Source organism: Shewanella morhuae, assembly GCF_900156405.1.
Taxonomy (GTDB): Bacteria; Pseudomonadota; Gammaproteobacteria; order Enterobacterales; family Shewanellaceae; genus Shewanella; species Shewanella morhuae.
This window is the reverse complement of record NZ_FTNN01000012.1, coordinates 91576-117013: the sequence shown is the minus strand read 5'-3', so window position 1 is coordinate 117013 and position 25438 is coordinate 91576. Positions and strand designations below refer to the sequence as shown.

15 protein-coding genes and 1 pseudogene are annotated in these 25438 nt (G+C 45.3%); 7 read left to right on the top strand and 9 right to left on the bottom strand.

Translation table 11 applies throughout. The features are described 5' to 3' along the window. The first annotated feature begins 6 nt into the window (after positions 1-6). A complete protein-coding gene (locus BW947_RS14225) occupies positions 7-912 on the top strand; it encodes a LysR substrate-binding domain-containing protein (RefSeq protein ID WP_076500648.1) in 906 nt (301 codons plus the stop codon). Positions 913-1091: 179 nt separating this feature from the next. Here the strand turns inward: BW947_RS14225 and rnhA are convergent, their stop codons facing one another. After that, positions 1092-1562, bottom strand: coding sequence for a ribonuclease HI (gene rnhA, locus BW947_RS14220; RefSeq protein WP_076500646.1), 471 nt, complete (start codon positions 1560-1562; stop codon positions 1092-1094). A 69-nt stretch (positions 1563-1631) separates the two neighbouring features. Here rnhA and dnaQ point away from each other — a divergent pair, with 69 nt between their 5' ends. The 3 genes from dnaQ (at position 1632) to BW947_RS14205 (ending at position 6094) form a co-directional block, all read left to right on the top strand. Further along, complete coding sequence (gene dnaQ / locus BW947_RS14215; protein WP_076500644.1) at positions 1632-2360, top strand: DNA polymerase III subunit epsilon; 729 nt, start codon at positions 1632-1634, stop codon at positions 2358-2360. A 10-nt stretch (positions 2361-2370) separates the two neighbouring features. Then, positions 2371-3774, top strand: a complete 1404-nt coding sequence (locus tag BW947_RS14210) for a TIGR03503 family protein (RefSeq protein WP_076500642.1) — start codon at positions 2371-2373, stop codon at positions 3772-3774. A gap of 442 nt (positions 3775-4216) precedes the next feature. Beyond that, complete coding sequence (locus tag BW947_RS14205) at positions 4217-6094, top strand: cation:proton antiporter (RefSeq protein ID WP_076500640.1); 1878 nt, start codon at positions 4217-4219, stop codon at positions 6092-6094. 89 nt (positions 6095-6183) lie between these two features. Here BW947_RS14205 and fadE read toward each other — a convergent pair. After that, positions 6184-8630 (bottom strand): annotated as a pseudogene (gene fadE / locus BW947_RS14200) (acyl-CoA dehydrogenase FadE). A 243-nt stretch (positions 8631-8873) separates the two neighbouring features. On the opposite strand from fadE, the gene BW947_RS14195 reads away from it, so the two are divergent. After that, complete coding sequence (locus tag BW947_RS14195) at positions 8874-9653, top strand: class II glutamine amidotransferase (protein WP_076500638.1); 780 nt, start codon at positions 8874-8876, stop codon at positions 9651-9653. 187 nt (positions 9654-9840) lie between these two features. Here BW947_RS14195 and BW947_RS14190 read toward each other — a convergent pair whose 3' ends face one another. Continuing rightward, positions 9841-10635 (bottom strand): DUF3108 domain-containing protein, encoded by a 795-nt coding sequence (locus BW947_RS14190; RefSeq protein WP_076500636.1) that lies wholly within the window; start codon positions 10633-10635, stop codon positions 9841-9843. A 202-nt stretch (positions 10636-10837) separates the two neighbouring features. After that, positions 10838-11266 (bottom strand): MGMT family protein, encoded by a 429-nt coding sequence (locus tag BW947_RS14185; RefSeq protein WP_076500635.1) that lies wholly within the window; start codon positions 11264-11266, stop codon positions 10838-10840. 265 nt (positions 11267-11531) lie between these two features. On the opposite strand from BW947_RS14185, the gene def reads away from it, so the two are divergent. Then, a complete protein-coding gene (gene def / locus BW947_RS14180) occupies positions 11532-12023 on the top strand; it encodes a peptide deformylase (RefSeq protein WP_076500633.1) in 492 nt (163 codons plus the stop codon). 186 nt (positions 12024-12209) lie between these two features. Here the strand turns inward: def and BW947_RS14175 are convergent, their stop codons facing one another. Further along, positions 12210-12434 carry a hypothetical protein gene (locus BW947_RS14175; RefSeq protein ID WP_244153259.1) on the bottom strand — a complete coding sequence of 75 codons (225 nt, stop codon included), beginning with the start codon at positions 12432-12434 and terminating at the stop codon, positions 12210-12212. A gap of 601 nt (positions 12435-13035) precedes the next feature. Between BW947_RS14175 and BW947_RS14170 the strand changes: the two genes are divergently transcribed. Continuing rightward, positions 13036-14250, top strand: coding sequence for an RsmB/NOP family class I SAM-dependent RNA methyltransferase (locus tag BW947_RS14170; protein ID WP_076500631.1), 1215 nt, complete (start codon positions 13036-13038; stop codon positions 14248-14250). Between the two features lie 133 nt (positions 14251-14383). On the opposite strand, the gene BW947_RS14165 is transcribed toward BW947_RS14170, so the two are convergent. From BW947_RS14165 to recC, 4 genes are all read right to left on the bottom strand, one after another. Then, positions 14384-15397, bottom strand: a complete 1014-nt coding sequence (locus tag BW947_RS14165) for a D-alanine--D-alanine ligase (RefSeq protein WP_076500629.1) — start codon at positions 15395-15397, stop codon at positions 14384-14386. A 165-nt stretch (positions 15398-15562) separates the two neighbouring features. Beyond that, positions 15563-17782 (bottom strand): exodeoxyribonuclease V subunit alpha, encoded by a 2220-nt coding sequence (gene recD / locus BW947_RS14160; protein ID WP_076500627.1) that lies wholly within the window; start codon positions 17780-17782, stop codon positions 15563-15565. Continuing rightward, positions 17779-21549 (bottom strand): exodeoxyribonuclease V subunit beta, encoded by a 3771-nt coding sequence (gene recB, locus BW947_RS14155; RefSeq protein ID WP_076500625.1) that lies wholly within the window; start codon positions 21547-21549, stop codon positions 17779-17781. Before recB ends, recD begins: the two co-directional genes overlap by 4 nt. Then, a complete protein-coding gene (gene recC, locus BW947_RS14150) occupies positions 21546-25319 on the bottom strand; it encodes an exodeoxyribonuclease V subunit gamma (protein ID WP_076500623.1) in 3774 nt (1257 codons plus the stop codon). The genes recB and recC overlap by 4 nt, the downstream gene beginning before the upstream one ends. Positions 25320-25438: the final 119 nt, after the last annotated feature.

Sequence of the window (25438 nt, the reverse complement as noted above, 5' to 3'; positions counted from 1 at the left end):
TTTTATATGCGTATCACCCTAAGACAATTGGCAGTATTTGAGGCAGTGGCGCGCAGCGGTCAAGTCGCAAAGGCCGCAGAGCAAGTGAACCTATCGCCACCAGCAACATCTATGGCCTTAGCTGAGCTAGAAAAACAGCTTAATGCGCGTTTATTTGAGCGGATTGGTAATCGATTGCAATTAAACTCACAGGGTAATTTGCTGTTACCGCTGGCAACGGATTTATTGCATCGAGTCGAACAAATTGAGCAAGCGTTTACCTACCATGGTGGCGATCTCGTCGGGCGTTTAAGTGTTAGTGCTAGTTCAACGATTGGTAATTATTTGTTGGCGAAAGCGGCGGTGGCATTTTGCCAGCAACACACCCAAACCCATGTGGATGTTGCGATAACTAATACTCAAGATGTTATCCAAGCGGTTGCGCAATTTAGATCTGAAATGGGCTTTATCGAGGGTTATTGTACCGATAACCGTTTACATGTTGAAGCGTGGCACAAGGATAGACTACTGGTGTTTTGTCATCCAGCGCACCCGCTGGCAGGCAAAGTGGTTACCCCCGCGGCTGTTAAAGGACAATCTTGGGTGTTGCGTGAAGAGGGTTCTGGTACTCGAGAGTATTTTGTGAATGCTGCCAATGAGTTGGATATGCGACCCGAAGCTAAGTTCTGTTTTACTACACCAGATGCAATTAAATTGGCGGTCAAACAAGGTGCTGGGCTTGGAGTATTGTCTGAGCTTGCATTGGATAAAGACATCAGTCGTAAAGAGTTGGCATTAGTGACAATCGAGGGATTAGTGCTGGAGCGGCAGTTTTATCGAATTACCCATAAAAGCCGTCAAGCAACTTCTCTTGGCCAAGCATTTGTGGCGTTTTGTGAGAACTTTTTCAATATCACTGCTGAAACTGAATAACCGCTTTGAAATGTTATCTTGATGATAACCACCTATACGCCCAAGTTGTTAACTTGGGCGTGACTCTTATATATCTGACTTGAGCCACTCTCATTTTTGCTGACACAATCTATCGTTGTTACAATCATTTAATGCAGCGACAATCGAACGCAGTCAGTTTGAGTTGGATAACATTGGCGTTAAGGTTGGTAGCCTAAGTCCGGTTGAGTTGGCTTAGATTCTGCGGCAGTACGAGCTAACACATCGCAGCGTTCGTTTTCGGCGTGACCTGCGTGGCCTTTCACCCATTGCCAATCTATTGTGTGCATTTGGGCCGCTTTATCTAAACGTTTCCATAGGTCAACGTTTTTAACTGGAGTACGGTTTGAGGTCATCCAGCCTTTTTTCTTCCAGCCATGGATCCAGGTCATTATACCTTGGCGCATATACTGACTGTCACTGGTGAGCACAACTTGGCAAGGCTCTTTTAAGCTTTCTAACGCTATGATTGGCGCTAATAATTCCATGCGATTATTGGTCGTGAGTGCAAAACCGTCGGACATCTCCTTTGTATGGTCCTTATAATTCATTACAATACCATAGCCGCCAGGACCGGGATTGCCTAAGCAAGAGCCGTCGGTGAAGATGTGGATCAGTTTTAGTTCAGTCATTAAATTGTTACCATCGCCGGGAATTTCGGCCGAGTATAACCAAAAATTGTCATAAGAAGCGCATAAAAAATGAATATTATCTCTAACGCGAGCCGTCAGGTTATTTTAGATACCGAAACCACAGGTATGAACCAAGGCAGCGGCGCCATCTATTTAGGCCATAGGATTATCGAAATTGGTTGTGTAGAAGTGGTGAACCGTCGTTTGACGGGGCGTTATTATCACCAATATATCAACCCAGGTCAGGCGATTGACCCTGAAGCCATTGCTGTTCACGGTATTACCGATGAGCGGGTGGCTAATGAACCTCGTTTTCAACAAATTTCTCAAGCATTTATTGATTTTATCGACGGTGCTGAAATTGTCGCCCATAACGCGAGCTTCGATGTGAACTTCATGGATCATGAGTTCTCGCTATTACAGCCACGCGGGCCGAAAACTGCCGATATTTGTAGTATTCTCGATACCTTAGTTATCGCTAAATACCTGCACCCTGGGCAAAAAAATAACCTCGATGCTTTGTGTAAGCGTTATGGCGTAGATACTTCTCGGCGCGAATATCACGGCGCTTTACTCGATGCCGAGATCCTCGCTGATGTTTATCTGATCATGACAGGCGGGCAAACAAAGTTTAATTTGTCCAACGAAGAAGCGGGCCAGGAAGGGGGCGGGATCCAACGTTTTGATCCGCAATCACTTAATCTTAAAGTGATTGCTGCATCTGCCGATGAACTGACTATGCATGAGCAACGCCTTGATCTCGTCGCAAAATCAGGTAAATGCCTCTGGAGAGGATAGAATAATCACTATGCCGATATCGCGTAATACTCTGTTAACTGTTTACCTGCTTACCACAACCTCGCTGCTTAGCGTCACTGCCGTGTTTGCCGTTGGGTCTGATACAGCTCAAACAAGTGCCCAGCCGCCCAAAGCTGCGCCCAAAGCTGCGCCGATTGCTGCGCCGATTGTTGCGGTGGATACGGCATCTGAGCTCAAAAACCGTTTTCGTATTGATCATATGGTCGATAACATGACGCTATTTGTGGAGCGAGATTACGATTCTGGGCCCGTTATCGTTGTATTGCCTGATGGCAGTAAAATGTACTCAGATCGTCATCCTAAAACAGTCAAATGGGCTGCTGGTATTACCGGCGACATTATTTACATTGAGTCACCCATGCCGGGGCCTTGGCAGCTAATAGGCAAAGTGGTGCCGACTTCGACGATTAAAAAAGTGTCTAAGTTAGAAATTGAAGTTCAGCCATTGCCACAACCTCTTTTTCAAGGTGAGCAAATTAAGCTAGTGGCCCAATTAATGGGTGATGCTCAGCGTATGCGCTTGCCAGGGTTAGATTATCTTGTTGAATGGAATGCTCATTTTGTCAGTAGGCATAAAGCGGGTGATGAAAACTTCGCCGCTGGCGACATTATAGTTGGCTCTTATAAAGACAATGGCGAAGATTATGATGAAAGACCCGACGACGGAATATTTACCAGTAATATTGATATCAGGCAGCCTTGGGGGGATTATCGTTTTGTGGTTCAGGCGCGCAACAATGTCTTTGACAGACAAGTTTCATCTCTATTTAGGTTATCACCCCGACCAATAAATGTTGAGGTTATTACGCCTGAAGACTCATCAATGGCTGAATGGAAAGTGATGTTGCATGTCGATAATAGCGCGCTGCAATTAGCTGAAACACATTTTTCATTTGAATTAACGGGTCCTGCTGGCATGCAAGTTCCCTTGATTGTCGATGGTCTAACACAAGCGGATAGTGAGTTAGTATTACCCACTCTCATTGAGTTTGGCCGTTATAAACTTAAGGGAACTGTCGCCACAACGACAGTGGCCGGCCGTGAAGTTATACTCGATTTACCTGAACAGTTCTTCAGTTTAACTCCACCTCCGCCGCCATTACCTACTGCGAAGGAGCTAGCTGCTGTTGCCGCCATCGCTGCGCAAAAAGCGGCCGATGAGGAAGCACTTGCGAAAAAAGACGCTATATTCTGGATTGTGACCATTAATGTCATTTTACTGATACTGGGTGTTTTAGGTTTAGTTGTATGGCGCAAACGTCAAAGCCTAGCGCAGGCTTTAGCGGCTGCTGAATTACGTGTACAACAGCAAAAACCAGTGAAGCAAGCACCAGCACCCTCGCTGGATGATATCGATCTCACGCTGCCTGATGAAACAGATAACAATAATTAGCTAAGTAACTGAGTTAATTAACCATGTTACTAAAAAATAAGTCTGTCAGATATATATACATTGGTTTTCGGATGTGGGCAAATTTGGATATGTCGTATAGTTAATAGGTCATTTTTTGATATTTAGGCTGTCACATTGAAGCGAGGCGGCCGAATATTGCCTACTCCGCCATAAATAAAAAGGTCTTACTGTTATGTAAGACCTTTTTATTTATCACTTTTTATTAATTAAATTTTACTAATTAATCACAGTCCGCTCTCTGTTATAGTGTGCTCGACAGGGTTATGGTGGCTTACTTTTAGTTCTAATAAATGCCATAGCATTTAGATATTTACTGCTATTGTTAAGCTAAATAGATATTTTTTAACCATTATCATGCTCGTATCATTTATTTTATTAAGATACTTTGAGCCAATCGTTTTTCTCACCTCTAGGATTTTTTATGGTTGAACAAATCACTGGCATGTTGGCATTGATTGGAGTGTTATCACTTTTTTGTCAGTGGCTAGGCTGGAAATTACGCTTACCGGCAATTTTGCCGTTACTACTGTGTGGCTTAACCTTAGGGCCCGGACTTGGGTTCCTTAATCCTGATGCTATTTTTGGTAATTTGCTGTTTCCGATCATTTCCCTCGGGGTTGCGGTGATTTTATTTGAGGGCGCTTTGACCCTTAATTTTAAAGAAATCAAAGATCATGGTCGAATGGTGACGCATCTGGTGACGATTGGGACTGCAATCACCTGGGCTTGCATCACGACAGCGACCTTTTATTTACTGGATTTTAGTTGGGAAATAGCGTTGCTTTTTGGGGCATTGGTGGTTGTTACTGGGCCGACGGTTATTGTCCCTATGCTAAGAAGTGTGCGGCCTAAATCTCAGCTTGCGAGTATTTTACGTTGGGAAGGGATTGTTATCGACCCGATAGGTGCGCTACTAGCAGTGCTCGTTTTTGAATACATCACCGTTTCTGGCGATCCGACTACTCATGTGCTGTATGCCCTTGGTTCTATGCTCTCTTTAGGGCTTGGGCTGGGCGCTGTTGCTGGTTATTTCACTGGGCAAATATTGAGGCGTAATCTGCTACCGCACTATTTACGTAATACCGCGGTACTAACACTTATGTTAGGCATATTCGTTGGCTCGAATCTATTACAAGAGGAATCAGGATTATTAACTGTCACGGTTATGGGAATTTGGTTAGCCAATATGCGTGGTGTTGATATCGCTGAAATCCTTGAATTTAAAGAAACCCTAACGGTATTACTTATTTCAGCATTGTTTATTTTACTGGCTGCGCGACTCGATTCGACTGCCATGCTCGATTTAGGCTGGGGTGGCGTGGGTGTATTGGCGGTGACGATGTTAGTCGCGCGGCCACTGAGTATTTGGGTGTCTGGTGTGGGGACATCATTGTCACGGGCCGATAAGTGGTTTTTATGTTGGATTGCGCCGCGGGGCATTGTTGCTGCAGCAGTATCGTCTCTATTTGCGATTAAGTTGGAGGCTAATAATGTGCAGGGCGCCGATGCGATTGTGCCTTTAGTATTTTTAATTATTATTGGCACTGTGGTGATCCAAAGTCTAACCGCAGGACGCTGGGCACGTTTTCTTGGCGTTAAAGCCGATTCCGCCCAAGGTTTATTGATTTTTGGCGCTTCTAAATTTTCTCGAGAATTAGCTAAAATCTTAAAGTCGAAAGATATCAAAGTGCTATTAGCTGACAACAACTGGGATAACATTCGCCTCGCTCGGATGGATAATATTCCGGTGTATTTTGGTAATCCCGCATCTGAACATGCTGAAACATATATGGATTTAACCGGTATTGGCCGAGTGCTAATCATCTCACCTTATCGTCAACTCAACCCACTTGTCAGTTTCTATTTTCAAGACTTTTTTGGCGAGAAAAAAGTCTTTGAACTCAATAATAGCGAGACAGGCAGTGCTCGACATCAGTTATCTGAGTCCTATAAACAGCGTTTATGTTTATTTGGTGATTCGGTATCCTACGCCAAAATTGCCAGTTTGATGGCAAAGGGCGCTGTACTTAAGGTGACCAATATTACCGAAAACTTCAGTTTCGAGCATTTTTGTAAGCGTTACGGTGAAACTGCAATGCCATTGGTTTATCTCACTAAGGACGGTAAAGTTATGGTTGTTTCAGGCAACGATACCGTATTTCCGAATAGTATTGAGCTGATTAGTTTATTACCTATTGAAGCCTTAGAAGAAGCCAAAATACAGCAAGCTATTGCAGAGGAGGAAGCGCAAGCAGTCCAAGATAAAGCAGTAGAAGAAGCCATGCCGGCGAAATCCTAACTTAGTGAACGCTTTTTAGTAAGAATTATGGCAATAAAAAAGGAGGCTAATTAGCCTCCTTTTAGTGGGTTTACACCTTATGGAGTCGATTACGCAGCACGTTCCTGTGCAGTGCTAGAAACCATTTCTGGGCGCAGTTCTGCGGGATCAAAATCATCAACGTTGATTGATTTCATCCGACCAATCTCAGCTTTTTCCAGTAAGAGCACTTCTGCATCAGTTAACACGCCTAATGCTTTACCTTCAGCGGCAACTTTATCTAACCACATAAATGGCAAGCGTTTACCACTGGCTTTACAGACTTTGTCATGCAAAGGCTCTGACGCGATGATATCAAGCAGGGTTTGTTCTTGGATACCGACAGCATTATGCTCAGAGTTAGTCCAGAACTGACCTTTACCTAAACGGTTACGGCTTTCACATGGTGTTTGCATGATCTTGGCCACTTTATGATCTAACACATCACTTGGACGTTTCAGTGGTCGACCGAATGGGAACATTACCACGCGTAATACGCCGCCAAGACCCGCAGGGAAGTTATCCAGTAAATCGTCTAAAGAAGCCTGTAGTTTGTACAGTGCATCTTCAACCGCCCATTGCACTAATGGCAAATCGTCGGTTTGGCGACCTTCATCTTCATAACGTTTCAGCGTAGCAGAGGCCAGATACAGCTGACTTAGTAAGTCACCTAAACGGGCAGAGATACGTTCTTTACGTTTAAGATTGCCACCCAAGGTTGCCATGGCTAAGTCAGACAGCAGGGCAAGGTTGGCACTAAAACGGTTCATTTGTTGATAGTAACGTTTGGTTTTATCTGAGTAAGGCGCGTTAGAGAAACGGCTTGATGTCAGACCTAGCCAGAAGCTACGAACAAAGTTGCTGGTTGCAAAACCAATATGACCAAAGATGGCCGCATCGAAGTTAGCTAAACCTTGACCAGATTGAGTATCAAACGCAGATTCCATTTCTGCCAGCACGTACGGATGACAGCGAATTGCGCCTTGGCCGTAGATGATCATAGAACGGGTCAGGATGTTTGCACCTTCAACGGTAATTGCGATAGGAGCGGCTTGGTAGCCACGACCTAAATAGTTATTTGGGCCAAGGCACACGCCTTTACCGCCGTGAATATCCATGGCATCAATAACGCATCGTTGCATTCTGTCTGTTAAGTGATATTTCACAATCGCAGAGATTACGGAGGGTTTTTCACCCAAATCAATACCCGTGGTGGTTAACGTTGTTACTGCATCCATAAGATAAGCGTTGCCGCCGATGCGTGCCATTGGCTCTTCAATACCTTCAAGTTTGCCAATAGGCAATTTGAATTGGCGACGAATACGCGCATAAGCTCCAGTTGCTAGTGCGGCAGTTTTCACGCCACCCGCTGAGTTTGATGGCAAGGTGATACCACGGCCAACAGACAAACATTCCACCAGCATACGCCAGCCTTGACCAGCCATTTTAGGGCCGCCAATGATGAAGCTTAATGGTACAAATACTTCGTTGCCGTGAGTTGGACCATTTTGGAACATACAGTTTAGCGGGAAGTGACGACGACCGGTTTCAACGCCATCCATATCGGTTGGGATCAACGCACAGGTAATACCAAGTTCTTCTTTATCGCCAAGCAGATGATCTGGATCGCGCAGTTTAAAGGCTAAGCCTAATACGGTCGCAACAGGGGCTAAGGTGATGTAACGCTTATTCCAGGTCAGTTTCATCCCGAGAATTTCTTCACCTTCCCATTGGCCTTTACACACAATACCAAAGTCAGGAATCGAGCCTGCATCGCTACCCGCTTCTGGGCTTGTGAGTGCAAAACAAGGTACTTCTAACCCTTTGGCTAAACGCGGTAAATAATGGTTTTGTTGCTCTGGCGTGCCGTAATGTTGCAGCAATTCTCCAGGGCCTAAAGAGTTAGGCACACCAACAGTTGAGGCTAATTCGCTGCTTAAGCCTGCTAGCTTTTGTAATACGCGAGATTGGGCATAGGCTGAATATTCTAAGCCGCCAAATTTTTTCTTAATGATCATCGCAAAAAGCCGTGATCTTTTAAGTATTGCCATACATCGGCAGGTAAGTCTGCCAACTGGTGTGATACTTGGTGTTGATTCACCATGCGGCACACTTCTTCAACAGGACCATCGAGGAAGGCTTGTTCATCGGCACTTAAACGAGCAACAGGGTAATTATGCAGTTTTTTCCAGTTAGGATTACCCGCAAATAAGTCTGCTTCCCACCATGTGGTGCCGGCTTCAATGGCTTCTTTTTCTGTTGTCGACATTTCTGGCATGATGCCGCGATAAACTTTCATCAGTGGACGGCTAATCACATTTTGTCTAAATGCACTGATATTAAACGGCAGCGCGATCACCAGGAATACGATCCAAGAGATAGGGCCAACAATATCGAGTGCCCAGCCTGCCGTCATGACAACAGCGGCTGCAATAGTGGTAGTGAGCAAAGATACCCGAAGGTAAGCTAGCGTTCCTAGCACTAAGATCATGGCGATGATCCAAAGTAGGGTAGTCACTGTAATTCTCCTTAAATATGACCGAGTGCCAACCACAGGTCATAGGGTGTTTTATTGATTGTGATCACAATTATAGTTTGTGGTCAGACCTGTGTCGCATAAAAGTTAAACCTTAGTACATTTTAATACAAGCATTTTTCAAACAATTGTTTAAATTATTTGTCGACTTTGATCGTTCCACAAATGTCATCAACTAGTTACAATGCCAGCCAGTGGATGTTTGCTTGATGATAGGCGAGAAATATGTGTGAATTACTGGCGATGAGCGCCAACGTGCCAACAGACATTGTGTTTAGTTTTACCGGATTAGCACAACGTGGTGGGGTAACAGGTCCGCACGTTGACGGCTGGGGGATTACTTTTTATGAGGGTAAAGGTAGCCGGACATTTAAAGATGCAAGTCCAAGTAGTGAATCGCATATTGCAAAATTGATCCAATCTTACCCAATTAAAAGTGAGGTGGTGATAAGCCATATCCGCCAAGCGAATCGCGGTTGTGTGTCATTAGAAAATACTCACCCGTTTACCCGAGAGTTATGGGGACGCTATTGGACCTATGCCCATAATGGCCAACTGACAGATTATCATGCCAAATTTACCGTTTCTCGTTATCAACCCGTAGGTGATACCGACAGTGAATTGGCTTTTTGCTGGATTCTAGAACAAATCGCCCAACATTTTGGGAATACTAAACCTGAGGATATGCTCGCCGTTTTTAAATTTGTCGCGTCTTTAGCGGATGACATTCGTGCCTTAGGTGTATTCAACATGATATTGAGCGATGGCGAACACCTGATGAGCTACTGCAGCAATAACTTATGCTATATCACTCGCAGGGCACCGTTTGGTAAAGCAAAATTGATTGATACCGATGTGGTAATTGATTTTAATAAAGAAACCACAGCCCATGATGTGGTGACTGTGATTGCTACTCGTCCGTTAACGGATAATGAGCAGTGGCATATTATGCAGCCTGGTAACTGGACATTATTTAAACAGGGTGAGGTATTAATCGATATGTGATGTTACCTATAAAAGCGTTTGAGCGGGTTTACAGTGTATTTAACCACTCCCTTAACTAAATTTAAGCTTACTGCTGCAGTGTAATAAACCATCAGCGATACCTACTTAAGCCATGTCTAGCTCCACTCGGTATCGCTGTAGTTAAACGCGATTATGATATGAATTATATTAGGGATGGCTTTGTGGGTTAATCTTCGGCCGTACCCAGAAGCTTAGGCACTTGCGGCTTTTCGACTATCTCGGCCGGTAACACTTCTTGGTTAGCAGTTTCATCAAAGTGATATTTCAATAGCTTAATATCAAGCTGTTTACTGCCTTTTTCAAAGTGAGTTAAGCGTACTGGCAGATATGCTAACTCTGGCGCCATCCAAAAGAAGGTTTGTCGTTTTTTATTATTTTCACGCACGACTTCAATTTTGACCGTGTTATAACTGCCACTTTCAATCGTCATACGTTCTTTACCGACAACGCGGAATTTATATTCATCCAGTTCATTGTCTTTGACCATTTTATAGTCAAGTTCTTCTTTGCCGGCGCTGATATCTAACCTAAATTGCAGTTGCACCATTAGCGGGTCGAAGATGGCCCCGTCATAGGGAAACTGACCTTTTTTATCTTTATAACGGGTATGGATTAAACCCTGATCTCTAGCAAATGCGGTTTGTTCAGTGAAATTAGCCCCAACACCCTTGCGTTGTTGTGAATAACGTAAAGGGTTTAGTTGAGTCTCATTTTGCGTAAACTCACTTAAAAGATGACGTACGTCGGTTAACAACAACAGACTAAGACTGCTATCAAAGCGATACTTAAATATGCCTCCTTCGGCATTAGGTAGGGTGTAGTTGGCTTTACCTAATTCGATATCACCGTAGTTGACTTGATATTCGGCGGTATGCGGCGTTAATGGCGTAGGTGCTGCCATGGCTGACATACTTTGGGTGAGCGCAGTTAGACTAAGCAATAATAGGGGAAGGGTACGCAAAGAATGCTCCTTGGTTCGCAGGTTTTCACCTTGTATCACTACCAACAATTATAAGTAGTGGTTGATAAAAAAGTGTCCAGTAGCATGCTGACTTACACTGTTAAGGTTGCTCGATAATGGCATCGACAGACAGCAGGTTATAGCCGAGACTGACGTTCCTGTAAATAGTTATCTAAATCAATATTAAAAGCAGAATATTAAGCTAAAATGGCATTGCCATAACTAACGTCACCAGATCGGGACGCCATTCATATTCAGACAAGCTAATTTTGCCACAGTTCACTATTACCCCATCCATTCTTAACAATTCCATTTGTTGCTGAAAAGCATGTGAGTTTTTTTCAAAGGAAATTTTACCTTGGCTATTAAGCACTCTATGCCACGGAAGTGATAAATGCTCTGGAGCCAATTTTAGCGCCTTAGACACATAACGTGCTCGCCCTGGTAAACCTGCATAATCGGCGATTTTACCATAACTGCTCACGTTACCCTGTGGGATCATCGCCACGATATGCCATATTTTCGCCATGGGTGACAGTGTTACTGTTTTAACCTGTTCACTCGCCATATCTTTTTCATCTTGCTGAAGATATGCATACAGTGGTGATTTGTCTTTTGGAAACGATGCCATTAAATTGCAGCCTCAAGTTAAATAATATGTGGCACTCACTGAATTTTACTCCAGATAGGTGGCAGTAGTTTACCGGTAATAAGGAAATATTAGGTAAAGTAACGGATTCATCAGCCTGTTAATGGTGCTCAACGCTTAAGTTTTTATCGTTAATTTCGATTACCAAATAGATATTTAACCTATTTTTGGCTTAAATATTGTGTAAATGGTCAAATAGTCCATAATAGCGCCAATTTTTTTGACTCGATGAGAGAAGATAACTGGCATGGCTGTACTCGATATTCTAACAATCCCCGATGAACGCCTTAAACGTAAAGCGCAACCTGTAAAAGATATTGAATCTGTTCAGGGGTTTATCGATGACTTAATCGAAACCATGTATCACACCGAAGATGGTATCGGTTTAGCCGCAACACAAGTTGGTAGCACTGATGCGATAATCGTCATAGATTTATCTGATGAGCGTGACCAACCTCAAGTGCTAATTAATCCGGAAATCGTCGAAAAATCTGGTGAGTTTATCGGTGAAGAAGGTTGTTTATCTATCCCTGGTTATCGCGCCAAGGTGACTCGTTTTGAAAAAATCAAAGTGACCGCGTTAGACAGAACGGGCAAGGCTATTGAAATCGACACCGATGATTTTTTAGCCATTGTATTACAACATGAAATTGATCATTTGCATGGCAAAGTGTTTATCGAACATTTATCTATGCTAAAGCAACAAATAGCACTTAAAAAAGTCCGTAAATACGCCTAAGTTTATTGCATCAAAAAGGGCATAAACGCTTTGTATTAGAATGTATTGCACCTCATGACTCGCCACATTTTACGATGTGGCTTTTTTGTATCTGAAATCTTCTTAATTGGCACCCTGTGCCAATCAGTTTATCTGTCTGGAGTGTTGTCGATTCTTTTTTAGCTTTAGCCCGCTTTTAAAATGCAATTACAATTTTAAAAAATACGGCAGCAAGATGAGGGCGATGCCTATACAGACGAGTAATGCTAAGTTGCTGACAAAATAAGGATATATCATCAGGGTTAAGCCCACTCCGAGTGGGATTAATGCGCCTTGGCGTTTGCCATAGGTGAAAAAACCTAAGCCAAAGATGCCAAAAAGCAGGCTCCAAATCAGTATCGCCGGGTTATCTACTGCAATAGCATCTACCAAGTTGTGCTCCTTATCATCTTCTATTTTTATCTATTTAACCTGACTCGGGATAGTGGCTGTGGTAACTGATTAATCTTATTACCTTACTTTGCAAAGTTAACTCTACAGAGGTCATTTTTCCGTTATCAAGGCAAGTTTGCGTACCTAAATAGTGGGCTATCAGTAGCAAAGTTAACGCAGATAAAGGGAAAAATAACCTGTAAAGACGCACAGAGCTCAGGTTATTTAGTGCTTAAGCATATTCAGTTTAATCCCAAAGCACGCTGCCGACGATGAAGCTTTATTCATGTTTTTACCTGATTTACTACTTATGTTTTAGCTCACTTTTACTTTAGAAGCATAGCTCGATTAAAGGTAAACCTGTTCACTGTAGGTTGAGTTTAAAAGAGGACGTTCTACTCCGAAATATTTGCAGCAGCTTTAGCCATGAATCTAAACATCAACCTAAAATAACCTGCATTCGGAATAGGTTTTGTGTATCTACAGGGGCGTTTCTCTGATCTTTTTTCCACTTTAACCTTCGCTCGGCGCCAGTGTGCTTGCGTATTGAAGCCTGACCTCCTATGATCCTCCGGTTTTATAATCCATGGTGACCTTTTAAATGTTGAATTCTCCGCTTTCTGCCAGTTCGAACGAATTAGTGATCAGTATCTTAACTATGGTGCTGAGCCAAGGAAAACCCTTAGATCGGGCCTATTCTCAGCATTTTTCTGGGTTGCAATTGGTGCCCGCCGAGCAGGCGCGTATCGCATTAACGACGGGTGATATCCTACGTCGTTTAAATTTATATTGTTATCTGGCGGAAATCAGTCCAGATGAGATGGAACGTTTTGGTTCTAAATTGCTTAATGCGTGGCATTTATTCCACGGGCTTGAACTGCCTAAAATGCAATATTCGCTGCAAGTCGATGAGGCACGTTTAGCCGATCGTGTCGAGCAAGCGAAAACTAAGCCGGTATTATGGGATGGTTGTCCAGAATGGCTTGATACTATGGGTCGTGAGCAGTTAGGCGATGCTTGGGAAAAAGAGCGTGCAGCCTTAAGCACTGCACCGAAGCGTTTTTTACGCGCCAATGGTCTTAAAGTGACGCGTGATGAATTGGCCGCAAAACTTGCCGCTGAGTTTGTTAGTACGCTTAAGGTTGATGGGGTGGATTCAGCCCTTGAAGTGACCTCAGATTCTGCTTTGTTTCGTACTCAAAGCTTTAAAGACGGTTTGTTTGAGCAGCAAGATGCAGGCTCGCAGCGCGTAGCGGCGGCGCTCGATGCCAAACCTGGTATGAAAGTGATTGATGCTTGCGCGGGTGCGGGTGGTAAAACCTTACATATTGCGGCGCAAATGCAGGGTAAAGGTCGCCTGTTGGTGATGGATGTGGAGCAGTGGAAACTCGATAAACTCAAAGAGCGTGCTCGACGTAATGGCGCACATAATGTTGAAACCCGCGTTATCACCAGTAGTAAAACCATTAAACGCTTAAAACTCAGTGCCGATCGTGTATTACTCGATGTGCCGTGTTCGGGTTTAGGTGTATTAAAGCGTAACCCCGATGCAAAATGGCGCGATACCGTTGAACGTTTACCTGTGTTAATGGAGCTACAACAACATATTTTAAGCAGTTACAGCCGCATGGTTAAAGTTGGCGGTATTGTTGTGTATGCTACCTGTTCTATCTTCCCCTGCGAGAACCGTGGGCAAGTGGATACCTTTTTAGCTCAAAACCCTAATTTCCGTTTAATTGAAGATGAAAGCATTAGCCCAGCCGATAGTGGCTTTGATGGGTTTTACATTGCAAAATTGGAACGCATTCAAGAATAAAGCGTTACCGTTAAGGTCAGTCGCTTGAGTAAATGTAAGTGCCTAGCGAGTGATTAGCACTTCGACAATTAGTTGTAAAAACAATTAGAGCGCCTAGGGCGCTCTAATTGTTTTAGCAGTTATTGAATTGGTATTAAGCGTTAGCTTTTAACTGGCCGTTAATCACTAGGCTCAAATATTCAGTAAAGTCATGCCCGTGATTCTGTAGCATTTTGGGGAACATCGAAATCGGCGTAGAACCTGGGAAGGTATTGATTTCATTTAGCAGGATCTCGTTATCCGCGGTTAAGAAAAAGTCGATACGCGACAGGTGACGCAGTTTCATGCCCTTAAATGCTTTGATCGCATAGGCACGAATTTGCTCGCTGATCTCAGCTGAAACGTTTTGTGCCACAACATCGGTACGTGCTTTGCTGTTTTTGGCGTACTTTTCATCGAAGGTGTAAAAGTTATTGGTATCACAAATGATTTCACCTGGTACGGTTGCCACCACTTCACCGTTGTACTCGTATACCGCCACTTCTAACTCGCGGGCTTTAATCGTTTTTTCAACTATCACATAGGGCGCATAGCCAAACGCATCTTTAAGTACGGCGGCAACATTATCGCGATCATCGACTTTGTAACAACCAACCGAGGACCCCTGTGACGCCGCTTTAACGAAGATGGATCCCCATTGCGCTAATGCCGCTTGAGTTTGCTCAATCGCCGCATCATCAAACTGATTCAAGAAAATATACGGTGTATTGGGAATGCCTAAGGCAGAGAACCACATTTTAGCGGTGATCTTGTTGAAGCAATTGCTACTGGCTTCGGATTCGCAGCCAAAATAGGGTAGTTGGATCAGATTAAAATAAGATTGAATGTCGCCGGTTTCGCCAGGGTAACCATGAATGCAAGGAATGACGTAATCGACTGGCCAAGGTGCTTTACTTTGATCACGGAAGCGAATTTCACGGCTATTGGTTAGTTCACAGTCATCACCTGCGACGGTGCGGTATTGACCTAATTTATCCAGCTCGACGCGCAATACGCAAAATTTCTCGGACTTTGCCAATGAGGTTTCAAAATAATTGGCCGACATTAATGAAATATCGTGTTCGGCACTTCCGCCACCGCACAGCAGAAGTAGATTGATCTTAGACATTATGATTCCTCAAGTGAGCAAAGTCGGATGATATCGGCCAGTGGCAATATGTATATCATCCAATAGTACAGCCGCTGACATCTTAGTTTTCTTGCCCCTATGAGTGCAAGGCTTTGGTGCCTTGGCGCTATTAAGTGGCGAATTTTAGCGCATTCCTCGTTGGGTTTAACTCGCAAGTGAGCTGGTTTGGGAATTGTTTGACCAGAGTCTATCAGCGAGGCCCGATGCCCGTTGAGTCACTTGGCTACTTGCGCGTTCGAACACTTGTTGGGTACCTAAGCAGGTAAAGTGGGTTTTAGCGCGGGTGATGGCGGTGTAGACCAACTCTTTAGTCAGCAGTTGCCACTGGGCTAAACTTGGATTTGGCGGTAGCACTAAAGCAACGCGGCTGAACTCACTACCTTGGCTTTTGTGTACTGTCATGGCGTAACAGGTTTCATGGCTAGGTAAACGAGCGGGTAAGACTTTTAGCAGGCTGCCATCGGCTTTAATAAAATGCGCCATTAACCGCTCTGGTTTATCTTCATCCTGCAAAATTAGCCCGATATCACCATTAAACAGGCCTAAGTTATAGTCATTGCTTTGGATGATAATGGGCCTGCCTAGGTAAAACTCCTGCAGCGGTTTAATCAGCTTGGCATTGGCAAGTGCCTGAGTCACATATTGATTGATACCTTCGACCCCATAATCGCCTGAGCGCATGGCGCATAAAATACGGTACTGGTTGAAGCGTTCTATGATGTCAGCGGTACTTGGACGAGTGCCTAAATCATTGTTATCTACAGAGTGGTTCAATGCGCGAAGATAGTCGCCATATTGGTTGCAGGCTTGTTCGAGCAATAAATTAAGCCCAGTGTTATTGGCAGGTTCGTTCACTTTCGCTTGGGTTTGGCTTACGAGCATGCTGTGTTCTAGCCAGCTTAATTCCGCAGAGCCTTGTTGCCATACCTGCATAATGCCTTGAAGATCCGCGCGATTGACGGCATTAGCAAGCAGTCCAATACCTGCATCGCCTTTAAATCTGTGACTGTGCATCAACATACACAAGCTATCGCCAAGTTTAGGGACATCACTGATATAAGGCGTTAATTCAAAACCCGTTAAGGCGCACAGGCGCTCAGCTTGCTCTTTGGAATAGCGCATTTGCCACTGAGGACTCTTATTTAACTCATTGTTGTTTAGAAAATTATTGTTTGGAATAGGGTTATTGGGATCTGCTGGTATTTTAAGACCTGCACAAATATCGGCGAGTACAGCACCGGCTTCTACCGAGGCGAGTTGATCTTGATCGCCAAGCAAAATCAAACTGGCGTGCTTGGGCAATGCGCTCAGTAGTTTATACATCATGGGCAAATCGACCATGGAAGCTTCATCGACGATTAACAAGTCGAGCCTAAGCGGATTGCCTTGATGGTGACGAAAGTGCGCTGAATTTGGGATCACCCCGAGCAGTCTGTGCAGGGTTGAGGCTTCTTCTGGAATACGCCCTAACGCTGTTAGAAAGTCTTGGTTATTGGCACCAACACCAGCATGGGCGTTGAGCTCCTTTGCTAGACGGGCTTTTGAGGCTTTAATCGATTCGCTTAGGCGGGCTGCGGCTTTTCCCGTGGGCGCCACTAAGCGTATTTCCTGCATAGATTCCATTTGCAGCAACAATAAAAGCTTAGTCACAGTGGTGGTTTTACCGGTACCCGGGCCGCCAGTGATCACCGATAGCTTTTTGCCTAGTGCTGTGGCAGTAGCCACTTTTTGCCAGTCGATAATCGCGGCGTTTTCATTGTTAATAAGTTCATGATCAGCGAGTGCATTGGCAGGGAATAATTGATCTAAACGTGACCTCAACTTAGTATCTTTAATTTGATCTTGATCTTGAGCGTGAGTATCTACTGATACGTGCTCAGATACGGTGCCAGATAAACGGATTAATGAGGCGGCCACTGAGGTTTCAAATTGATGGTAACGCTGCAAATAGAGCCTGCCATTATCAAAAATAAGCGGTTTATTGCTACCCGCTATTCCAACTGCATCAAAGGTTTGCAAGCTCTGTGTTAACGCCTCTAGACTTAAGCTGATTTTACAATGGCTAGTTTGCTCGGCCATGGGATTAAGCGGCACGATATGGGCTAACACGAGGCAGGTGTGCTGTGAAGATAATTGCTGGCTTAATAGCGCGCACAGCAATATAAACAGGGGTTGCTGGCCATCACTGGGATGCAACTGACTCATCTGGAGCGCGAAATGTCTATCAAGTGGCGTGAGCAGTCGTTCCTGCTCCCACAGCTTCAATAGTTCTGGCAACGCTGCACTAAGCTGGATTGCACCATGGTCTATCCATTTCGCCGCGGTGAGTGAATGTGCATTTAGCCGTTGAGTTGAGCGCATTATGCTATGACTCCTACATCAGTTTTACGGGGTGATTTGCTGTGAAATAAATTGTCATTAAAAAGTGAATCCAGCGCGAGAATAAGTGCCTTCGGCGGCTTGTCGTAATAAATACCATAGCCGGGATATTGCGCCGACATGCCCCGTAAAAATAAATAATAACAACCGCCAATATGGCTGTCGTAGTCGTAACTTGGCAGGCGCAAACTTAAATATCGGTGCAGCGCCAATGAGTAAAGAATGTATTGTAAATCGTACCTGTGGTCGGTGATTGCACTTTGCAGCGCGCTCTGATGATAGGCATTGATATTGTCGCCCAAATGATTCGATTTATAATCGGCGATGTAATATTTACCTTGATATTCAAAGGTTAAGTCGATAAAACCCTTGAGCATGCCCTTAAGTTCATCAAATTTAAGTGTCGACTCATAGCCAAACTGCTGCAGTAGTGCATTGAGTTCAGTATCTTTAAGCTCGCTTAGTGGTAAATAAAATTCCATTTCGACTAAGGTATCTTGCGGTGATAACTTGGCTAAACACAGATTTGGATGTTCAGGTTTGGCCGTCTTGAAATCATTTATAAACACCGATGTTGGTGGCTCTGTTGTTGGCATTAGCCCAAGGGGGGCATGTAGTAAATCTAAATACCAAGTATGTAATACCGTTTGCCACTCGGGGGCGATACCATATTGCAGCATGGCTTTGGGTAATTGCAGCGGTAAGTCGATTTCTGCTTTGGTAAAATCAATCTCTTCTAACACTAAGTGCATAAAGCTACCGGCATTGGCGCCGCGCTCAAAGTTAAAGCGATTGAGCGTACTATCCTGCGGGGGGCTATCTGTGGTTGAAATTTGGACTGTGTCTAGCACACTTAATGCTTCATCATCCGCACCAGGCGCAGCTTTACCATGGCTGGTATTTTTAACTAGACCTGAATAACTGCCAACTCGCCACGGCGTATTGTATTGGCGAGTTAAGGTTTTCGCGCATAACACTTGCGCGCTATCTTGACTTGAGGGCAATGGGCGCTCATCTATGCTATCGGGTACTTTATCAAGACTAATGGCTTCTACATCTTGTGCGAGCTGCTGCGCTGCATTGCAGATACGGGCAAAATCACATTCTGAGTCGCCTATATTTAATAGATAGCCGATAGCGGTTTCATGTAGCTGGCTTTTAAGGCCATTTTTAAGCTGACGACTGTGGTTAGCAATATACAAGTAACATAAATATACAGGGCGAGTGAGCGCAACATACAAGAGGCGCAAATCTTCGGCCAAGGTTTCCTGTTTTGCTTGCTCCCAACCCTCGTCCGTACCTTCTATATCCCACACTAACTCTTGCTCACCAGCATCGTTGATTCTGTGATACAGCATAGGTGTTGGGCGGCGGCGATTGTCACGGGCTAGGCTGACAAAGGGCACAAAACATACGGGATACTCAAGGCCCTTACTCTTATGGATAGTAACGATTTGTACTAGATTCTGCTCGCTTTCGAGGCGCAGCTGCTGTTCATCGGTGCCAGTATTATCAATCAGTTGTTGCTCATACCAATTGAGTAGGGCGCTAATGCCATCAAGCTCGGTGGCTTTTTGCTGTAATAGCTCGGCAAGGTGGCGAAAATCCGTCAAACGACGTTCGCCGTTAGTGGCGTCTTGTTCTTGAATATCAGTACTTGTGGTGTGCAGTAAGCGGTCAATCAGCTTAGTACTATTGGCAAGGCTGAGTAGTGCGGGCATGATGCCGCGTTTTTGCCACACTTGGTGCAAGTTAAAAAACTGTTCTAACAGCAGTTGTCGCTGCTCTTCATCTTGGTTAAAGGCATGAATTTGCTCGGCGCTATAACCTAATAATGCCGTGGCTAGTGCGCTACGCAGCGCCCGTTCATCCTTCGGATCTGCTAATGATCGCAAAATTAACGCCATTTCCCGCGCTTCTAGGGTATCAAACACACTGTCGCGACTTAAAAATACCGCGCCTATGTGACGTTTACTCAATGCCGTTTTCATCACCGCGGCTTCGTTACGATCACGCACTAGGATGGCGATATCTTTAGCAATCAAAGGCCCTTTCGGGCTGTGGCACTTGCCATTGGCGGCATCTGTTAGTAAACGAGTGATTTCTGCCGCCGCATCTTCGGCCAATATGTGTCTGGCAGTGGTCTTGTTGAGGCCGTTATCTTCACTTTCACTCAAGAGTCTTACTCTTAAGGCGGCCGGATTAGCGGTTTTTTCAGTGAGGGTCTTATCTTTAGCACTGCTGGGCGTTTTCACGCTATCAAAGGGGATCGACTGGCTGATAAAAGGATCGGGATGCTGGCTAAATAGATGGTTGACCCCTGCCACCATGTTAGCGCTGGAGCGGTAGTTGGTATCCAGATGATAGTGTGCCTGCGTATGATTACGCGCCTCAATATAGGTATGAATATCTGCGCCGCGAAAGGCATAAATAGCTTGTTTAGGATCGCCAATCATCAATAGACTGAGTTTGTTTTCAGTATCGTCTTTATCTTGCTGCTCAAATGGGTAACGGCCTTGGTAAATACCAGAGAAAATAGCAAATTGCAGCGGATCGGTATCTTGGAACTCATCAATAAGCGCAACCGGGAAACGCACCGCCACGGCTTTGGGCAAGGTTTCATTATTGGCATTTAGCGCGCTTGCTAAGGTCGTGAGTAAATCATCGGGTGTTAGCACGTTTTTTTGCTGTTTTTGCTCGCTAAAGCGCTCGCTGATCCTGAGTTTGGCGCTAAATAAAAATGCCGGTTTAATGGCGGCAATTAATGTAGCTAGCTGCTCCATATGATCCATCAGCGGCGCTTCACTTACGCTTGGGATCACGCCGCCCTTGTTGAGTTTTAATTCAGACAAGGACAAGGCGGCTAACTCTTTCAGTGGCGGCAGCCCATAACCGAAGGCGAGCCAGTTATCCAGCTCATCGAACATGGCGGCGAGTTTGGGGTACTTGTCGCTCGCCTTACCAAAACGGGTGCCATTTAGCGGTAAACTGTGCAGTAATTCTAATAAGTCATCGCGGCCCCGCGGCCAGACTAATTTAAAGCGCTCGACACTCTGGCGCAGTGACAGGGCTAAGACATCAAACTTAAGCGCAGCTTTAAGCGGCTTTGCTTGACTGGCACCAAGGAGTGGCCGCAACTGTTTGACTAATCCATCGGGCTCGCCAAATTCCTTGGCAATGATTTGCGCTAAGTAATCGGGCAGCGGATAACAGGCCTCACGCCAAAAATCCCGCACCGCATGGTGCAAAAATTCGCTATCGTCTAAGGTAAAGTCCGATTCGAACAGCAAAGATGACTCAAAGGCGAGATCCGATAAAATACGCTGACAAAAACCGTGGATGGTGAAAATCGCCGCTTCATCGAGGGACTTAAGGGCGAGATCAAAACGCCGCAGAGCAATGGCGCGATCACGATCAGGGGTGTTGTCATACAATGCCTGCACAAAGGGATCGGCAATCGGTAAACCTAAAAAGCATTTAAAGGCAACTTGAATACGACGACGAATACGATCCCGTAACTCTTCGGTGGCGGCATTAGTGAAGGTTACTACGAGAATTTGTTCGCAGGTCAGCGGCGCTGCTATGCCATCGCCAAGTAATAAGCGTAAATAAAGGCCTGAAATGGTGTAGGTTTTACCTGTGCCAGCACTGGCCTCAATCAGACGGCTACCGCCAAAGGGCAAAGTGAGTGGGTTAAGTGCCTGTGCGCCTACACTTAATTCTTGTGCGTTCAATGGTATAGGTTCGCTCATGCGGGTTCTCCCTGCGTACTATCGCGGTTTAAATGTGCGGCAGTCGCTTGGCCTTGGCTCATACCATCGTTAAGGGCAAACTCCTCAAGCTGATCCAGTGCGCCTTTGACATATAAACTCACCATAGGACGATAGATGTGTTCGGCTAATGCGCCAAAGCTTTCCTCAGCGAAATCCCGCGGGAAGCTGAATACTCGCTGGTAATGAGGTTCGTTCCCTTCACCTAATTGACTCTGCTCATCCAGCCATTCAGGTAATGCTTGCTGTAAGCGTTCATCGTGCTCGCCCTCGCTGCTGACATAGGCTAAAGAGGTGCGCGGCATAAAACACAGTGGGCGTTGCTGGCCTTGGTAAAACAGCACCAATAAATCGGTGAGTAACGCATGGGCGCGCTCAGCTGTGATTGGTGCGAGAGCATGGAAATAACCCATGTCGAGTAGATAGCTTGCATGTGTGTGCCCCATCGCCATTAAACACAGGTGGCGAAGGTACAACCTCAGTACATCGCGGCCATGGGCGCTACCGGGACGATAATTCACTAATCCCTTAGGGCTGATATCATCGATACGACCTTGCAGTAGCACTTTGTAAGATTTATCCGGCGTGATGGGTAAGTCAAAGGCGAGGTTAATATCGGCGTGGCTGCTGGCCTGTTCACCCTTGAGGAACAAGGTTATGCCAATCAATGGTTTAATATCGTGCTGATATTGGCGCAGCAGCAAATCATCGAAGGGCTGCATCGGCAAACTGCCGCTGGCTTTGAGGCGTTTAATCAGTTCGATATCGGGCTCAGTTGTCCCTTTACCTATGGCATCGTCGAGTAACTGAGCTTGCAACATATAGCGCTCTAAGGCATTTAAGCTAAAGGGCTCGTCATTATCATCGGCCTGAATATTAAGGCTAAGGTCGACTTTTAAGGTTCGGTTGAAAAAATACTGCGCCGGATTTCGAAAGAAACGGATTAAGGCAGACACGTCCACTTGTTTGCTTTGCTGCTGTTCGTGCTGTGAAGCGGCCTGTGCATTTGTCTCTAATACTGAATCTTGCTCATCCGCTTCGAGTATGATGCGGGTGTGCGCGTCGATAAAGCGGCTCGCATGTACGCCCGCTTTATCGGCATTAGGTGGACACCATTGCTGGCTGTAACTTTGGCCTATGCCTGATTTATTGCCTGAGCCATCTTTATCATCACTTTTTACTACGGACTGATACAACTTAGGATCGAAGGGTTGTAGTGGCTGGTGGCTAACAATCACTTTATAAAGCGCTTTTTCGGCATCCTCTGGATCTATGGGGCTTGAAGCATTTTGCGATTCAGCCAATAGCGTTTCAGGCAGATAACACAGCTGGCAATATTCTATTAGTTCAGAGACCAGCATAGAGGCGATACGCTCAGAGTTATCCCGTTCGCTACGACCGATATAGCTGATATACAGTTGCTCACGCGCCGATAGTAACGCCTCTAAAAACAAATATCTGTCATCGAGGCGGCGGGAACGATCGCCCCTTCGGGTACCAAAGTGCGCCATTAGATCAAAACCGACAGGATGCTGAACCCTAGGATACACTCCATCGTTCATGCCAAGTAAACACACTATCTTAAAGGGGATAGAGCGCATTGGCATTAAGGTACAAAAGTTCACGCTACCGGCAAGATAACGCTGGCCGACCCGGGATTCAGTTAAGCGTTGATTAAACCACTGCTGCAGCACTTCAATGCTGAGGCTCAGTCCGCTTATGCGCTCTTGAGTTAACGTCTCTAACGGACTTACATCTAAAGAAAAACCCAACAGTGAGGCATCTAATGGCTTTCCCGCCGAGAGCAGCTCTAGCTCTAGGGCGGCGATGGCATCGCGGATTTCTTGTAACTGTTCGTGCTCGTCTTCATCTGTGTCGTAAAAAGCATCTAGTAGTTCAGTTAATTCACTTAGGCGCAGTGCGCCAATTTGCGGCAGTGCGAGTATTTGCGCCGTTTCATCGAGCACTTCAATAAAGTTAAGTAATTTACCCAGCGCTTGCGCTGATTGGCCTTCGATACCGGTTACCACTAATTGGTCTTGATACAGCGGCGCATCATCACTTAAGGCATAGCCTAAAATCAGTCTTTTAATACCAAACGCCCAGGAGTTTTGCTCAAATGCCGGCACGCCTTGTTTAAGTCGGCTTTGTTCATCACGGCCCCAGCGTACACCAGCCTCATCTAACCAACGGCGGATCAGTTGCAACTCATCATCATCGAGTTGGAAACGGCGCAAAATGGCGGGCACTTCGAGTATGCTCAAAATGTCGGTTAGGCCAAAACGGCTCTGATTAATACCCAGTAAATTTAAAAAACTATTGATGAGCGGAGATTCCTGCGCCGCGCCGCGGTCGGCAATGGCGTAGGGAATGTAATGCAGCCCTTGCTTTGCTGAAAAGACGGCATCGATATAGGGCGCATAGGCGGTGACATCGGGCATCATCACCACGATATCTTTGGGAGTTAGGTCTGCATGGTTGCTGAGTAACTCAAGCAAGTGATCGTGCAGGGTTTCGACTTCACGTAGTGGGCTGTGACAACTCTTAACGCGAATCGACTCATCGTCGCGTTTAAATAAACGTCTGTTCTCAACATTCTGATAAAGCTCGGCATCTGGCCCTAGCACTCGGTCTAAGGTTTGCATCTCTAAAATATCGTATTGCACCCCGTGGAGCATGCTGGCCTGACTCATGGGATCGTTAGGGTCGTCACAGGGCTCACAATAAACATCATCACCAAAATCGCAGTGTTCGGTGGGGAGCTCAAGCAGCATATCGAGTAATTCACGGCCCATTTTACCGTTATTAGCCAGTAGCGGATTGCCCACTTCAAGTTTATCCTCCCATAATTCAGCTAATTGGCGTTTACCCGCATATTGCACCGCCATACGGGCACGATTACGGGGGTCGATAATGTCGCCCCAATAATGCTGGCATGGACTTAAACCCAGCACGATCACATCGATACGGCTTGCCAGATGATAAAGCACCTCGAGGGTTTGCGGCGCCATAGATGAAATGCCAAACACAAATAAACGTTGCGGCAATTTGGCGAGTGACGTGTCGGGATTATTCAGCGCGGCAATCAAATCACTGTGCAGATTGGCCCTGTGGTAATGGCTTTGATTAAGCTCATCACGGTTAAAGGTAATAAGCGCTCGCCATAGAATAGGTTGCCAACGTTGATCGTCATTTAGCGATTTTGAAAGTGATTCTGGATGCTCATTTTGCTCCCACGCTAGAATCCAATCGGGGCGATAGACTAAGTATTGGTCGAAAATATCGGCGATGCGGCCACAGAGTTGGTACAGCTTAATGTCATCAGCCGTCATGTTGCTGGTGTTGAGGCGCTCACTCGTATCAGCGGTATTTTCGTTAGAAACATTATTGTCTAACGTATTACCTAGGTAGTGTCTTAATGGCCCAAAGGCATCATCTTGCAACATGCGCGGCAAGAGTTGCATTAGCTTCCACGTCATTGCCGCCTTAGTGAAGGCGTTATCCTTAGGCACATTGGGCAATAAGTCGTGGCACAACTGCCAAGTAAAGCTCGATGGTAGTGGAAACGCTAATGCGGCGGCAATACCATTTTGTTTGGCAATTTCAAGGCGTAGCCAAGTCGACATGCCGGGGCTCTGCACCAGAATATGCTCGTTACTCAGTAGACGTGCAAAAGCAAGGGGTTGGGTCAGGTAAGCGGCTAAATGGGCGCAGAGCACTTCCATCTGATTGGACTGGATTAACTTAAGCATGTGCAACTCGGCATGGTGACAGTAAAACAATTCTATGTGTTTGATTTATAAGATTCAACACTATTGCTGCATCTGTGGGATTTACCCGTAATTTTAGGTATTTACTGGGAGCATTGGTT

Coding starts and splice junctions, on each gene's coding strand:
- BW947_RS14225 (WP_076500648.1), top strand. CDS start 7: ATGCGTATCACCCTAAGACAATTGGCAGTATTTGAGGCAGTGGCGCGC.
- rnhA (WP_076500646.1), bottom strand. CDS start 1,562: ATGACTGAACTAAAACTGATCCACATCTTCACCGACGGCTCTTGCTTA.
- dnaQ (WP_076500644.1), top strand. CDS start 1,632: ATGAATATTATCTCTAACGCGAGCCGTCAGGTTATTTTAGATACCGAA.
- BW947_RS14210 (WP_076500642.1), top strand. CDS start 2,371: ATGCCGATATCGCGTAATACTCTGTTAACTGTTTACCTGCTTACCACA.
- BW947_RS14205 (WP_076500640.1), top strand. CDS start 4,217: ATGGTTGAACAAATCACTGGCATGTTGGCATTGATTGGAGTGTTATCA.
- BW947_RS14195 (WP_076500638.1), top strand. CDS start 8,874: ATGTGTGAATTACTGGCGATGAGCGCCAACGTGCCAACAGACATTGTG.
- BW947_RS14185 (WP_076500635.1), bottom strand. CDS start 11,266: ATGGCATCGTTTCCAAAAGACAAATCACCACTGTATGCATATCTTCAG.
- def (WP_076500633.1), top strand. CDS start 11,532: ATGGCTGTACTCGATATTCTAACAATCCCCGATGAACGCCTTAAACGT.
- BW947_RS14170 (WP_076500631.1), top strand. CDS start 13,036: ATGTTGAATTCTCCGCTTTCTGCCAGTTCGAACGAATTAGTGATCAGT.
- BW947_RS14165 (WP_076500629.1), bottom strand. CDS start 15,397: ATGTCTAAGATCAATCTACTTCTGCTGTGCGGTGGCGGAAGTGCCGAA.
- recB (WP_076500625.1), bottom strand. CDS start 21,549: ATGAGCGAACCTATACCATTGAACGCACAAGAATTAAGTGTAGGCGCA.
- recC (WP_076500623.1), bottom strand. CDS start 25,319: ATGCTTAAGTTAATCCAGTCCAATCAGATGGAAGTGCTCTGCGCCCAT.